This is a genomic window from Variovorax boronicumulans (genome assembly GCF_019352895.1).
Taxonomy (GTDB): domain Bacteria; phylum Pseudomonadota; class Gammaproteobacteria; order Burkholderiales; family Burkholderiaceae_C; genus Variovorax; species Variovorax boronicumulans_A.
Window position 1 is genome coordinate 1,736,504 of sequence record NZ_JAAAFX010000004.1, and the last position, 14,349, is coordinate 1,750,852.

Below are 14,349 nucleotides of genomic sequence, written 5' to 3' on the forward strand. Positions count from 1 at the left end.
AAAGCCGGTCGGCTACTTCATGGCGGCCGCCCGGCGCAGCTGCATGACCCACGCCACCAGCAGCGCCGGAAACTGCCCGACGGCGCTGTTGTAGTGCTGCACGGCGAGGTTGAACTGATGGCGCGCGATCTCGGCCGTGGCCGAGGGTTCGGGCCAGGCCACGGCGGGCTCGGCCTGCGCGGTCGGGGGCGGGGTCGCATCCGGCCCGGACGATGCATCGGGCAAGGGCAGCCGCCGCGACAGGGTGCCGTCGACCTCGAAGCTGTTGACCGCATCGGGATAGAGCCGCTGCCAGCCGGTCAGCATCACGTGCAGCGCCGTGTCGAGCGCCGCCATGGCGGCCGGGTCGAGCGGACGCAGCCGGGTGGCGGCCAGCAGGGTCGTCAGCTGCAGCGTGCTCGCGCGCAGCGATGCCACGGCGGGCGACGCGGCGCCCGCCTCGTCCTTCAGCGCCTGCGCCTGTACCTGCGACTGCACGAAGTCGAGCTGGCGCAGCAAGGCTGCGTCGAGCGTGGCGTAGGCCTGCAGGGCGGCCGATCGCAGCCGCACCAGCCGGTTGTAGGCTCCGACGAACCAGAACAGCAGGATGGCCGCGCCGATCCAGTAGGGCAGCAGGGGCGGGAGACGACTCAGCACGGTCTGCAGGCACAAAAAAGAGCGCCCTGCCCCGGCATGCCGGGAGCAGGTCGCTCGAATGAAAAAACGCCCCCCGGCCGCAAAGGGGCAGGAGGGCGCAGGGGGCCGTTCATGGCCGAGGAGGAAGCCGCCGTTTACTCGGTGGCGCTGCCTTCGCCGGCATCGACCGTGGCCGTGGCCGTCGTCGCTTCGTCCGAGCCGTTGCCGGCCAGTTCAGCCGCTTCGGACTCGGCGATGGCGCGGCGCTCGGCCTCGTCCATCTGGTCCTTGGCGCGGCGGGCCTGGTGGTAGGCCATGCCGGTGCCGGCGGGGATCAGGCGACCCACGATCACGTTTTCCTTCAGGCCGCGCAGCTCGTCGCGCTTGCCCATGATCGCGGCTTCGGTCAGCACGCGCGTCGTTTCCTGGAACGATGCAGCGGAGATGAACGAGTCGGTCGACAGCGATGCCTTGGTGATACCCAGCAGCAGGTTGGTGAACGTCGCGGGGATCTTGCCTTCGGCGCGCAGGGCGTCGTTGGTGTTGAGCATTTCGCTGCGTTCGACCTGTTCACCGGAGATGTAGGTGGTGTCGCCGATGTTGTCGACCACGACGCGACGCAGCATCTGGCGAACGATCACCTCGATGTGCTTGTCGTTGATCTTCACGCCTTGCAGGCGGTACACGTCCTGCACTTCGTCGACGATGTAGCGCGCCAGCTCTTCCGAACCCAGCAGGCGCAGGATGTCCTGCGGATCCGCCGGACCGTCGACCACCGACTCGCCCTTGTTCACCACCTGGCCTTCGTGCACCAGGATGTTCTTTTCCTTCGGCACGAGCTCTTCGTAGACGCCGCCTTCCGGATCGGTGATCTGCAGGCGCAGCTTGCCCTTGGTCTCCTTGCCGAACGACACGGTACCGGTCATCTCGGCCAGCATGCCCTTGTCCTTCGGCGAACGGGCTTCGAACAGCTCGGCCACACGCGGCAGACCGCCGGTGATGTCGCGCGTCTTCTGGCCTTCGACCGGGATACGGGCTAGCACTTCACCGGGGCCCACGTCCTGGCCGTCGCGGATCTGCACCAGCGAGCCGATGGGGAAGCCGATGGTCACCGAGTGATCGGTGCCCGGGATCTTCACTTCCTGGCCTTGGGCGTCGATCAGCTTGACCTGCGGGCGAACGATCTTGGCAGCGCCGCGGCGCTTCGGATCGATCACCACCAGCGTGGACAGGCCGGTCACTTCGTCGACCTGCTTGGCCACGGTGAGGCCTTCCTCGACGTTCTCGAACAAGGCCTTGCCCGCGAACTCGGTGATGATGGGACGCGTCAGCGGATCCCAGTTGGCCAGGATCAGACCGGCCTTGACCTGCTGGTCCGCCTTGACCGCCAGGATGGCGCCGTAAGGCACCTTGTGGCGTTCGCGCTCGCGGCCGTGCTCGTCATGGATGATGATCTCGCCCGAACGCGAAATCACGACCAGCTCGCTCTTGCTGTTGGTCACGTAGCGCATCGTGGCGTTGAAGCCGATCGAACCGTTCGACTTGGCTTCCACGCTCGAAGCGACGGCAGCGCGCGAAGCGGCACCACCGATGTGGAAGGTACGCATCGTCAGCTGCGTGCCGGGTTCACCGATCGACTGCGCAGCGATCACACCGACCGCTTCGCCGATGTTGATCAGGCCGCCGCGGCCCAGATCCCGGCCGTAGCAGGTGGCGCAGATGCCGAAACGCGTTTCGCAGGTCAGCGCGGTGCGCACCTTGACCTCGTCGACGCCTTGCGCCTCGAGCTCTTCGATGTTGTCCTCGTCGAACATCTCGCCGGCCTTGAGCAGCACCGAACGGTTTTCCGGGTGCAGCACGTCGTCGGCTGCCGAGCGGCCGAGGATTCGGTCGCGCAGCGATTCGATGACTTCACCGCCTTCGACGATGGCGCGCATCAGGTAGCCGCCGTGCGTGCCGCAGTCCTGCTCGATCACGACCAAGTCCTGGGTCACGTCGACCAGACGACGCGTCAGGTAACCCGAGTTCGCGGTCTTCAGCGCGGTGTCGGCCAGACCCTTGCGGGCACCGTGGGTGGAGATGAAGTACTCCAGCACGTTCAGACCTTCGCGGAAGTTCGCGGTGATGGGCGTCTCGATGATGGAGCCGTCGGGCTTGGCCATCAGGCCCCGCATGCCGGCCACCTGGCGGATCTGCGCGGCGGAACCGCGCGCACCCGAGTCGGCCATCATGTAGATGGAGTTGAAGGACTCCTGCTCGACGTCCTTGCCGTGACGGTCGATGACGCGTTCCTTCGACAGCTTGGACATCATGACCTTCGACACTTCGTCGCCGGCCTTGCCCCAGATGTCCACCACCTTGTTGTAGCGCTCGCCGGAGGTCACGAGACCGGAGACGTACTGCTGTTCGATCTCCTTCACTTCCTTGGCCGAGCGCTCGATGATGCCGTGCTTTTCAGCGGGCACCAGCATGTCGCCGATGGCGATCGAGATGCCGGCCTTGGTCGCGAGACGGAAGCCGTTCTGCAGCAGCTTGTCGGCGAACACCACGGTCTCTTTCAGACCGCACTTGCGGAACGAGACGTTGATGAGCTTGGAGATTTCCTTCTTCTTCAGCGCCTTGTTGATGTTCGAGAACGGCAGGCCCTTGGGCAGGATCTCGGACAGCAGCGCGCGACCCACGGTGGTGTCCACGAGCGAGGTCGACGGCGTGAAGACGCCGGTTTCCTTGTCCTTGGTGTACTCCGTGATGCGCACCGCCACCTTGGCGGTGAGTTCGACTTCGTTGGCGTCGAGCGCGCGCTGGACTTCGCCGATGTCGGAGAAGATCAGGCCCTCGCCCTTGCCGTTGATGCGGTCGCGGGTCGTGTAGTACAGACCCAGCACCACGTCCTGCGAAGGAACGATCGACGGTTCGCCCGAAGCCGGGAACAGCACGTTGTTGGAGGCCAGCATCAGCGTGCGGGCTTCCATCTGTGCTTCCACCGACAGCGGCACGTGGACGGCCATCTGGTCGCCGTCGAAGTCGGCGTTGAAGGCGGCGCAGACCAGCGGGTGCAGCTGGATCGCCTTGCCTTCGATCAGGATGGGTTCGAAGGCCTGGATGCCCAGACGGTGCAGCGTAGGCGCACGGTTGAGCATGACCGGGTGCTCTTTGATCACCTCTTCCAGGATGTCCCAGACCACCGGCGTGCCCGATTCGACTTCCTTCTTGGCAGCCTTGATCGTGGTCGCGATGCCCATGGCTTCGAGGCGCGAGAAGATGAAGGGCTTGAACAGTTCGAGCGCCATCAGCTTCGGCAGGCCGCACTGGTGCAGCTTGAGCGTCGGGCCCACCACGATGACCGAACGGCCCGAGTAGTCCACGCGCTTGCCCAGCAAGTTCTGGCGGAAACGACCGCTCTTGCCCTTGATCATGTCGGCCAGCGACTTCAGTGCACGCTTGTTGGCGCCCGTCATGGCCTTGCCGCGACGGCCGTTGTCCAGCAGCGAGTCGACCGCTTCCTGCAGCATCCGCTTTTCGTTGCGCGCGATGATTTCCGGCGCCTTGAGCTCCAGCAGGCGGCGCAGACGCGAGTTGCGGTTGATGACGCGGCGGTACAGGTCGTTCAGGTCGGAGGTCGCGAAGCGGCCGCCGTCCAGCGGCACCAGCGGACGCAGGTCCGGCGGCAGCACGGGCAGCACTTCGAGCACCATCCACTGGGGCTTGATGCCCGACTTGCGGAAGGCTTCCAGCACCTTGAGGCGCTTGGAGTTCTTCTTGACCTTGACTTCGGAACCGGTCAGGTCGCCACGCAGGCGTTCGATCTCGCTGTCGAGTTCGATGCCTTCGAGCAGGTCGCGAATGCCTTCGGCGCCCATCTTGGCGATGAATTCGTCACCGAATTCCTTGCGCTTCGTGTCGTAGTCGTCCTCGGACATGATGCTGAACTTCTTCAGCGGGGTCATGCCGGGGTCGGTCACCACGTACGCTTCAAAGTACAGCACGCGTTCGATGTCGCGCAGCGTCATGTCGAGCACCAGGCCCAGACGCGACGGCAGCGACTTCAGGAACCAGATGTGGGCGCAGGGCGCGGCCAGGTCGATGTGACCCATGCGCTCGCGACGCACCTTGGTCTGCGTGACTTCAACGCCGCACTTCTCGCAGATCACGCCGCGGTGCTTGAGGCGCTTGTACTTGCCGCACAGGCACTCGTAGTCCTTGATGGGGCCGAAGATCTTGGCGCAGAACAGGCCGTCGCGTTCGGGCTTGAAGGTGCGGTAGTTGATCGTCTCGGGCTTCTTCACCTCGCCGAAAGACCACGAACGGATCTTCTCGGGCGAAGCCATGCCGATCTTGATGGCATCGAAATGCTCATCGGGCGTGAATTGCTTGAACAGGTCGAGTAAAGACTTCATGTGATTCTTTCCTTGTCTGCTTATGAACGTTCGAGTTCGATGTCCAGGCCCAGGGAACGGATTTCCTTGACCAGCACATTGAACGATTCCGGCATGCCGGCTTCGATGGAGTGTTCGCCCTTGACGATCGACTCGTACACCTTGGTACGGCCCACCACGTCATCGGACTTCACCGTCAGCATTTCCTGCAGAACGTAGGCAGCGCCGTAGGCCTCCAGCGCCCACACTTCCATTTCACCGAAACGCTGGCCGCCGAACTGGGCCTTGCCGCCCAGCGGTTGTTGCGTCACGAGCGAGTACGGGCCGGTGGAACGGGCGTGCATCTTGTCGTCGACCAGGTGATGCAGCTTCAAGAAGTGCATGTAGCCCACGGTCACAGGACGCTCGAACTGGTCGCCGGTGCGGCCGTCGTACAGGTAGGCCTGGGTGCGCGATTCGGTCAGGCCCTTGATCTTGGCGATCTCTTCCGGGTACGCCAGCTGCAGCATGCCGCCGATTTCCTCTTCGGTCGCGCCGTCGAACACGGGGGTCGCGAAGGTCACGCCGGACGACAGGTTGGCGGCCATTTCGAGCACGTCGGTGTCGCTCAGCGTGCTGAGGTCTTCCTTGCGGCCCGAGCCGTTGTAGAGCTTGTCGAGGAAGGCGCGCAGTTCGGCGATCTTCGACTCGGCCTGCAGCAGGTCACCGATGCGCTGACCGATGCCCTTGCCGGCCCAGCCCAGATGCACTTCGAGCACCTGGCCCACGTTCATCCGCGAAGGCACGCCCAGCGGGTTCAGGCAGATGTCGCACGGCGTGCCGTCGGCCATGTGGGGCATGTCTTCGACCGGAACGATCTTCGACACCACACCCTTGTTGCCGTGACGGCCGGCCATCTTGTCGCCAGGTTGCAGGCGGCGCTTGACGGCCAGGTAGACCTTGACCATCTTGAGCACGCCCGCGGGCAGCTCGTCGCCTTGTGTGAGCTTCTTGCGCTTTTCTTCGAACGCGAGGTCGAAGCTGTGGCGCGTCTGCTCGAGCGAGTTCTTGATCGACTCGAGCTGCGAAGCCACTTCGTCTTCCGCCGGACGGATGTCGAACCAGTGGAACTTCTCGATCGAGGCGAGGTACGCCTTGTCGAGCTTGGTGCCCTTGGCCAGCTTGTTCGGGCCGCCGTTGGCGGTGCGGCCGTTGAGCAGCTTCTCGATCCGGTCGAACGCGTCGGCTTCGACGATGCGCAGCTGGTCGTTCAGGTCGAGGCGGAAGCGCTTGAGCTCGTCGTCGATGATCTGCTGGGCGCGCTTGTCGCGCGTGATGCCTTCGCGGGTGAACACCTGCACGTCGATCACGGTGCCTTGCGAGCCCTGGTCCACGCGCAGCGAGGTGTCCTTCACGTCGGAAGCCTTCTCGCCGAAGATGGCGCGCAGCAGCTTCTCTTCCGGCGTCAGCGTGGTCTCGCCCTTCGGCGTGACCTTGCCCACCAGCGTGTCGCCAGGCTGCACTTCGGCGCCGACGTAGATGATCCCGGATTCGTCCAGGCGGTTGAGCTGCTGCTCGGCCAGGTTCGGGATGTCGCGCGTGATTTCTTCGGCACCCAGCTTGGTGTCGCGGGCCATCACCACCAGTTCCTCGATGTGGATCGAGGTGTAGCGGTCTTCGGCGACCACGCGTTCGGAGATCAGGATCGAGTCTTCGAAGTTGTAGCCGTTCCACGGCATGAAGCCGATCAGCATGTTCTGGCCCAGGGCCAGTTCGCCGAGGTCGGTCGAGGCGCCGTCGGCCACCACGTCGCCCTTGGCGATCTTATCGCCGCGCTTGACGATGGGGCGCTGGTGGATGTTGGTGTTCTGGTTCGAACGCTGATACTTGATCAGGTTGTAGATGTCCACACCGACTTCACCGGCTGCCGCTTCGGCGTCGTTCACGCGCACCACGACACGGGTCGCATCGACGTAGTCGACGATGCCGCCGCGGGTGGCCGTCACGACGGTGCCCGAGTCGACCGCGGAAACGCGCTCGATGCCGGTGCCGACGAAAGGCTTCTCGGGACGCAGCACGGGCACGGCCTGACGCTGCATGTTGGCGCCCATCAGCGCGCGGTTCGCATCGTCGTGCTCCAGGAAGGGCACGAGCGAGGCGGCCACCGACACGATCTGTGCGGGCGACACGTCCATGTACTGGACGCGCTCGGCGCCCACCAGGATCGATTCGCCGGCTTCACGCGCGGACACCAGGTCGCCGGTCAGCACGCCGTCCTTGTCCAGGGCCGCATTGGCCTGGGCGATCACGTACTTGCCTTCTTCGATGGCCGACAGGTAGTCGATGTCCAGCGTGACCTTGCTGTCGACCACGCGACGGTACGGCGTCTCGATGAAGCCGTATTCGTTGAGGCGGGCGTACAGGGCCAGCGAGTTGATCAGGCCGATGTTCGGGCCTTCGGGCGTTTCGATCGGGCAGACGCGGCCGTAATGGGTCACGTGCACGTCGCGCACTTCGAAGCCGGCACGTTCGCGCGTCAGACCGCCCGGGCCAAGGGCCGACACGCGGCGCTTGTGGGTGATTTCGGACAGCGGGTTCGTCTGGTCCATGAACTGCGACAGCTGCGAGGCGCCGAAGAATTCCTTCAGCGCGGCCGAGATCGGCTTGCTGTTGATCAGGTCGTGCGGCATCAGCGGCTCTTGCTCCGCTTGACCCAGGCGTTCCTTCACGGCCTTCTCGATCCGTGCCAGGCCGGTGCGGTACTGGTTCTCGGCCAGTTCGCCCACGCAACGCACGCGACGGTTGCCCAGGTGATCGATGTCGTCGACTTCGCCGTTGCCGTTGCGCAGGTCGACCAGGATCTTCACGACGTGAAGGATGTCCTCGTTGGTCAGCACCATCGGGCCGGTGGACTCGTCGCGGCCGACCTTGGCGTTGAACTTCATGCGGCCCACGCGCGACAGGTCGTACGTGTCCGGGTTGTAGAACAGGCGCTGGAACAGGGCCTGCACCGCGTCTTCCGTCGGCGGCTCGCCGGGACGCATCATGCGGTAGATGGCCACGCGCGCAGCGAACTCGTCGACGGTTTCGTCGATGCGCAGGGTCTGCGAGATGTACGCGCCCTGGTCCAGTTCGTTGGTGTAGATGACCTGGATGTCCTGCACGCCCGAGGTGCGCAGCTTCTTCAGCAGCGCTTCGGTCAGCTCGTCATTGGCCTTGGCCAGCACTTCGCCGGTGTCGGGGTCGATGATGTTGCGCGCGATCACGCGGCCGACCAGGAAGTCTTCCGGCACGCTGATGTGCGTGGTGTTCGACTGCTCGAGTTCGCGCGTGTGGCGCGCGGTGACGCGCTTGTCCTTGGCGACCACGACCTTGCCGGCCTTGTCGGTGATGTCGAAACGGGCCACTTCGCCGCGCAGACGCTCGGCGACGAATTCCATTTGCGCGCCGCTGTCCATCAGGCGGAAGTTGTCGTTCACGAAGAAGTTCGCGAGGATCGATTCCGGGTTCAGGCCGATGGCCTTGAGCAGGATCGTGACCGGCATCTTGCGGCGACGGTCGACGCGGAAGTACAGCATGTCCTTCGGGTCGAACTCGAAGTCGAGCCACGAGCCGCGGTAGGGGATCACACGGGCCGAGAACAGCAGCTTGCCCGAGCTGTGGGTCTTGCCCTTGTCGTGCTCGAAGAACACGCCTGGCGAACGGTGCAGCTGCGACACGATGACGCGCTCGGTACCGTTGATGATGAACGAGCCCTTGTCGGTCATGAGCGGCACTTCGCCCATGTAGACCTCTTGCTCCTTGACTTCCTTGACCACCTTCGACTGCGAGGTCGACGATTCGCGGTCATAGATGATGAGCTGGACCTTGGCGCGCACGGCCGAGGCGAAGGTCAGACCACGGGTCTGGCACTCACGCACGTCGAAGGCCGGCTTCGCCAGGTTGTACTCGAGGAACTTCATCTCGACGAAACCGTTGTGCGAGACGATCGGGAACGCGGCGGTGAATGCGGCTTGCAGGCCGTCGATGGTGCGCTTCGTCGGGGCGATGCCGGCTTGCAGGAACGCGGTGTAAGCGTCCTTCTGCATCTGCAGCAGGTAAGGGATTTCAACGACGCTGTCGCGGCTGCCGAAATTCTTTCGGATGCGCTTGCGTTCGGTGTAACTGTACGTGGACGTTTGGGCCATGAGAGCTCCGGGGCTTGAGATCTTGCGCGACTTGTCAGAGGTGCTTGCGCACCCCTGCTTGGCGGCTGGCCACTACCAGCCGTTGGCGGACAGTGATGCGTTGCACATCACCCGAACCAAGGGGTCTTCTGCAGTCGGGGTCAGAAGACACTCGAAAACCGTTTCTGGGACTTTCCGTCGACCTCTGGGTGGGCGGAAGCCGGCAAAACAGGCCGGTTTTCGGGTGCGCTCTGAAAGCGGCAAAGGCTGGAGGGCTCTTGCAAGCACCTCCAGCCCTTGAGGGGGACTGAATTACTTCAGTTCCACCTTGGCGCCAGCTTCTTCCAGCTTCTTCTTGGCGGCTTCAGCGTCAGCCTTCGACAGGCCTTCCTTGACAGCCTTGGGAGCGGCTTCCACCAGGTCCTTGGCTTCCTTGAGGCCCAGGCCGGTGATTTCGCGCACGGCCTTGATCGCCGACACCTTGTTCGCGCCAGCTTCCATCAGCATGACGTTGAATTCGGTCTGCTCTTCAGCAGCAGCGGCAGCGGGGCCTGCAGCAGCGGGGCCTGCCATGGCGGCAGCGCTCACGCCAAACTTCTCTTCGATGGCTTTCACCAGGTCGTTGAGTTCCAGGACCGTCATCGCGTCGAGGGCGGTCAGAAATGCGTCTTTATCGAATGCCATTTTTGTTTCCTAACAATTGGGTTGAATGTTTCAAACGCAAGCCGGCTTACGCGGGCTGCGCTTCGGCTTCTGCCGGTGCATCGGTTGCGGGTGCGCCTTCGCCACGCTTCGCCGACAGCGCCGCGAGAACGCGTGCGGTACGGGAAATGGGGGATTGCATCAAGCCCAGCAACTGCGCCAGCAACACTTCCTTCGAAGGGATGCTTGCGAGCTGCTTCACGCCGTTCACGTCCAGGACCTTGCCGCCGAACGCACCACCGCGAATCACCAACTTGTCGTTGGTCTTCGCGAAGTCGGCCACCACCTTGGCGGCGGCCACTGCGTCTTCGGAAAAGCCGTAGATCAGCGGACCGGTCATCTGGTCGCCGATGACTTCGAAAGCGCTTCCCGCGACAGCACGGCGTGCCAGCGTGTTCTTGAACACGCTGAGCGTCACGCCCTGGCTGCGCGCGGTATTGCGCAATTTCGTCATATCAGCGACCGTGATGCCACGGTATTCCGCCAGCACGAGCGTTTGAGCTTTTGCGGCGAGGCTGGTCACGTCACCGATGACCGCTTCTTTCTCACTGCGATTCAGACTCAAGGTCTACTCCTTTTAATGCGCCTCTTGGCCGGACTTTCGTCCAGGCCTCCAGACGCGCTTCATGCAGCGACCAACTGTTTCGGAAACGAATTCCTTGCAGTGGGATCGCCATCTGCGCTGGTTGAAAGCTCCGAGGAGTCTTCGATTAAGTGCAGCGAACTGCACGCCAGCGGTCTTGGATGGCCCGTCGCGCTCGCTGCTGTGACACAGCGCCGCGTCGGCCCACCACATCGCCGCACCCCGAGGGGTGCGGCAAATTCTTCACATCAGCTCTGTGCGATCGATTGGGTGTCGACGCGAACGCCCAGACCCATGGTCGAAGACACAGCCACCTTGCGCAGGTACACACCCTTGCTGGTCGCGGGCTTGGCCTTGACCAGCGCGTCGATCAGCGCTGCCAGGTTGCCCTGCAGCTTGTCGGTGTCGAACGAACGGCGGCCGATCGTGCCGTGCACGATGCCTGCCTTGTCGACGCGGAACTGCACCTGACCAGCCTTGGCGTTGCGGACCGCTTGCGCGACGTCCGGCGTGACCGTGCCGACCTTCGGGTTGGGCATCAGGCCGCGCGGGCCGAGGATCTGGCCCAGCGTACCGACGACGCGCATGGCGTCCGGTGCGGCGATGACCACGTCGAAAGGCATGTCGCCAGCCTTGACCATGGCAGCCAGGTCGTCCATGCCGACGATGTCGGCGCCGGCGGCCTTGGCTTCTTCAGCCTTGGCGCCTTGGGCGAACACAGCCACGCGCTTGGTCTTGCCGGTGCCGTTGGGCAGCACGACGGCGCCACGCACGACCTGATCCGACTTCTTCGCGTCGATGCCGAGTTGCACGGCCACGTCGATGGACTCATCGAACTTGGCGGTGGCGGCTTCCTTCACGAGACCGATCGCATCGACCAGCGCGTACAGCTTGTTGCTGTCGACCTTGCCGACCAGGGCTTTTTGCTTCTTGGTGATCTTGGCCATTACACGCCTTCCACAGTCACGCCCATCGAACGGGCAGAGCCGGCGATGGTACGAACGGCGGCATCCAGATCGGCTGCCGTCAAATCCTTCATCTTGGCCTTGGCGATCTCTTCGAGCTGAGCGCGCGTGATCTTGCCGACCTTCGTGGTGTGCGGCGTGGCCGAACCCTTGTCCAGCTTGATGGCCTTCTTGATCAAGGTGACCGCGGGCGGCGTCTTGATGATGAAGGTGAAGCTCTTGTCCGCGAAGGCGGTGATGACCACCGGCAGCGGCAGACCCGGCTCGACGCCTTGGGTCTGGGCGTTGAACGCCTTGCAGAACTCCATGATGTTCAAACCGCGCTGGCCCAGTGCGGGACCGATGGGCGGTGACGGGTTGGCCTTACCAGCTGGCACTTGCAGCTTGATGAAGCCGACGATTTTTTTCGCCATGCTTTGCTCCTTGCGGGTGATATCGCCTCGGCGCTCGGCCGTGGCTCCCCGGGGTTAACGGCTCTTCGATAAGGTTGACTGCCGAGCCGGAGTGGCAATCAACACACGATGACGAGGCTCGTTTCGAGCCTCGTCATCCTTTGTTCAAGTCTTTTCGACCTGGCTGAATTCGAGCTCGACGGGGGTGGCACGACCGAAGATCATGACCGACACGCGCACCTTGCTCTTTTCGTAGTTGACTTCCTCGACGGTGCCGTTGAAGTCGGTGAACGGGCCTTCCTTGACGCGCACGAACTCGCCCGGCATGAACTCGACCTTGTGGCGCGGCTTCTCGGTGCCCTGCTGCATCTGGCTCACGATGTCTTCGACTTCCTTCTGGGAAATCGGTGCGGGACGGTTCTTTGCGCCACCGACGAAACCGGTCACCTTGTTGGTGTGCTTCACCAGGTGCCAGCTCTCGTCGTCCATGATCATCTCGACCAGCACGTAGCCCGGGAAGAAGCGACGCTCGGTGGTGCGCTTCTGGCCGTTCTTGATCTCGACCACTTCTTCGGTCGGCACCATGATGCGGCCGAACTTGTCCTGCATCGTGGCGCGGTTGATGCGCTCCGTGATGTTGCGCTCCACGGCCTTTTCCATGCCCGAGTAGGCATGCACGACATACCAACGGAAATCGGGATTGGTCGGAGCCGCAAGCAACGGCGTGCTTTCCGACGTGGTGTCGACAGCGTCAGTCATTATTTTCTCCAGCCCAGAATGAGGTCGAAGAACACCCACTCGAGCGTCTTGTCGGTGAGCCAGAGGAACACCGACATGACCGCCACGAAAGCGAACACATAGGCCGTCATCTGGATGGCTTCCTTGCGGGTCGGCCAGACGACCTTCTTGACCTCGCGCCAGGCGTCGCGGCCGAAGGCCCACAACTGGCGGCCGCTCTCGGAACTTCCGAAGGCACCCACGGCAGCCGCCAGACCCACCAGCAGCACCGCCCACTGCACCAGGGAACCCTGGCGCGCCAGCAGGTAGAACGCCACGACGGCGCCCACTGCGAGCACGACCGCAGCCGCCAGCTTCGCCTTGTCGGCACTGGTGCTCACGGTCTCGATTTGTGTTGTAGCCATCTTCGGCAAGTTCCTGCGGCCTGTCAGACCTTCAATTCAATGCGTCCCTTGAGACGCCGAAGCCCGTCGGGTTGCGACGGGCCTTGGGGGCCACCCTCAGGTGGCAGGGGCAGTAGGAATCGAACCTACAACCTTCGGTTTTGGAGACCGACGCTCTGCCAATTGAGCTATACCCCTCCGGAATTACGCAATAACCTTGGCCACGACGCCCGAGCCCACGGTGCGGCCGCCTTCGCGGATGGCGAAACGCAGACCTTCTTCCATGGCGATCGGGTTGATCAGCTTCACGGTGATGCTGACGTTGTCGCCAGGCATGACCATTTCCTTGCCTTCAGGCAACTCGATCGCACCGGTCACGTCCGTCGTGCGGAAGTAGAACTGCGGGCGGTAGTTGTTGAAGAACGGCGTGTGACGGCCGCCTTCGTCCTTCGACAGCACATACACCTCGGCGGTGAAGTGCGTGTGCGGCTTGATCGAACCCGGCTTGCACAGCACTTGGCCGCGCTGCACGTCTTCGCGCTTGGTGCCGCGCAGCAGCACGCCCACGTTGTCGCCCGCTTGACCTTGGTCCAGCAGCTTGCGGAACATTTCCACGCCCGTGCAGGTGGTCTTCTGGGTGGCAGCGATACCGACGATTTCGATTTCTTCGCCGACCTTGATGATGCCGCGCTCGACAGCGCCCGTCACCACCGTGCCGCGACCCGAGATCGAGAACACGTCTTCCACGGGCATCAGGAACGCACCGTCGATGGCGCGCTCAGGCGTCGGGATGTACGTGTCCAGCGCGTCGGCCAGCTTCATGATGGCTTCTTCGCCCAGGGGACCCTTGTCGCCTTCGAGGGCGAGCTTGGCCGAGCCGTGGATGATGGGGGTGGCGTCGCCCGGGAAGTCGTACTTGTCCAGCAGCTCGCGCACTTCCATTTCGACCAGCTCGAGCAGCTCGGCGTCGTCGACCATGTCGCACTTGTTCAGGAACACGATGATGTAGCCCACGCCCACCTGGCGTGCCAGCAGGATGTGCTCACGGGTCTGGGGCATCGGGCCGTCGGCGGCCGAGCACACCAGGATCGCGCCGTCCATCTGGGCAGCGCCGGTGATCATGTTCTTCACATAGTCGGCGTGGCCGGGGCAGTCGACGTGTGCGTAGTGGCGGTTGGCCGTTTCGTACTCGACGTGCGCGGTGTTGATCGTGATGCCGCGGGCCTTTTCTTCGGGCGCTGCGTCGATCTGGTCGTAAGCCTTGGCTTCGCCGCCGAACTTGGCCGACAGAACCGTTGCAATGGCAGCCGTCAGCGTGGTCTTGCCGTGGTCGACGTGACCGATCGTGCCGACGTTCACGTGCGGCTTGGTGCGGGTGAATTTACCTTTTGCCATTTTCTCGACTCCGAAAAAAACGAGATCAACACATTCACATGGAGTTGCGTGCTCA

General features: G+C 63.5%; 10 protein-coding genes and 1 tRNA gene. All 11 read right to left on the bottom strand.

What is annotated here, in order from left to right; genetic code table 11:
* Positions 1-12: 12 nt before the first annotated feature.
* The 11 genes from K0H49_RS09600 to tuf all read right to left on the bottom strand — a co-directional run bounded on the left by K0H49_RS09600 (position 13) and on the right by tuf (position 14,294).
* On the bottom strand, positions 13-636 hold the full coding sequence (locus K0H49_RS09600; RefSeq protein ID WP_374122329.1) for a lema family protein: 624 nt from the start codon (positions 634-636) through the stop codon (positions 13-15).
* A 134-nt stretch (positions 637-770) separates the two neighbouring features.
* A complete protein-coding gene (rpoC, locus tag K0H49_RS09605; RefSeq protein WP_219211513.1) occupies positions 771-5,012 on the bottom strand; it encodes a DNA-directed RNA polymerase subunit beta' in 4,242 nt (1,413 codons plus the stop codon).
* A gap of 20 nt (positions 5,013-5,032) precedes the next feature.
* Positions 5,033-9,157, bottom strand: a complete 4,125-nt coding sequence (gene rpoB, locus K0H49_RS09610) for a DNA-directed RNA polymerase subunit beta (protein ID WP_219211516.1) — start codon at positions 9,155-9,157, stop codon at positions 5,033-5,035.
* Between the two features lie 291 nt (positions 9,158-9,448).
* Entirely contained in the window at positions 9,449-9,820 is a 372-nt protein-coding gene (gene rplL / locus K0H49_RS09615; protein WP_219211519.1) for a 50S ribosomal protein L7/L12, read from the bottom strand.
* A gap of 46 nt (positions 9,821-9,866) precedes the next feature.
* Positions 9,867-10,403: a 50S ribosomal protein L10 gene (rplJ, locus tag K0H49_RS09620; RefSeq protein WP_219211521.1), complete on the bottom strand. Its 537-nt coding sequence runs from the start codon at positions 10,401-10,403 to the stop codon at positions 9,867-9,869.
* 266 nt (positions 10,404-10,669) lie between these two features.
* Positions 10,670-11,368 carry a 50S ribosomal protein L1 gene (gene rplA, locus K0H49_RS09625; protein ID WP_219211524.1) on the bottom strand — a complete coding sequence of 233 codons (699 nt, stop codon included), beginning with the start codon at positions 11,366-11,368 and terminating at the stop codon, positions 10,670-10,672.
* Positions 11,368-11,799 carry a 50S ribosomal protein L11 gene (gene rplK, locus K0H49_RS09630; protein ID WP_219211526.1) on the bottom strand — a complete coding sequence of 144 codons (432 nt, stop codon included), beginning with the start codon at positions 11,797-11,799 and terminating at the stop codon, positions 11,368-11,370. The genes rplA and rplK overlap by 1 nt, the downstream gene beginning before the upstream one ends.
* 144 nt (positions 11,800-11,943) lie before the next feature.
* The gene (nusG, locus tag K0H49_RS09635; protein ID WP_219211527.1) at positions 11,944-12,537 is read right to left on the bottom strand and encodes a transcription termination/antitermination protein NusG; all 594 of its coding nucleotides are present in this window, start codon (positions 12,535-12,537) and stop codon (positions 11,944-11,946) included.
* Positions 12,537-12,920 (bottom strand): preprotein translocase subunit SecE, encoded by a 384-nt coding sequence (gene secE / locus K0H49_RS09640; protein ID WP_219211528.1) that lies wholly within the window; start codon positions 12,918-12,920, stop codon positions 12,537-12,539. Before secE ends, nusG begins: the two co-directional genes overlap by 1 nt.
* Positions 12,921-13,021: 101 nt before the next feature.
* Positions 13,022-13,097 (bottom strand) — tRNA-Trp (locus K0H49_RS09645).
* 6 nt (positions 13,098-13,103) lie between these two features.
* Complete coding sequence (tuf, locus tag K0H49_RS09650) at positions 13,104-14,294, bottom strand: elongation factor Tu (RefSeq protein WP_219211529.1); 1,191 nt, start codon at positions 14,292-14,294, stop codon at positions 13,104-13,106.
* Between the last annotated feature and the right edge of the window lie 55 nt (positions 14,295-14,349).

Coding starts and splice junctions, on each gene's coding strand:
- rpoC (WP_219211513.1), bottom strand. CDS start 5,012: ATGAAGTCTTTACTCGACCTGTTCAAGCAATTCACGCCCGATGAGCAT.
- rpoB (WP_219211516.1), bottom strand. CDS start 9,157: ATGGCCCAAACGTCCACGTACAGTTACACCGAACGCAAGCGCATCCGA.
- rplL (WP_219211519.1), bottom strand. CDS start 9,820: ATGGCATTCGATAAAGACGCATTTCTGACCGCCCTCGACGCGATGACG.
- rplA (WP_219211524.1), bottom strand. CDS start 11,368: ATGGCCAAGATCACCAAGAAGCAAAAAGCCCTGGTCGGCAAGGTCGAC.
- rplK (WP_219211526.1), bottom strand. CDS start 11,799: ATGGCGAAAAAAATCGTCGGCTTCATCAAGCTGCAAGTGCCAGCTGGT.
- nusG (WP_219211527.1), bottom strand. CDS start 12,537: ATGACTGACGCTGTCGACACCACGTCGGAAAGCACGCCGTTGCTTGCG.
- secE (WP_219211528.1), bottom strand. CDS start 12,920: ATGGCTACAACACAAATCGAGACCGTGAGCACCAGTGCCGACAAGGCG.
- tuf (WP_219211529.1), bottom strand. CDS start 14,294: ATGGCAAAAGGTAAATTCACCCGCACCAAGCCGCACGTGAACGTCGGC.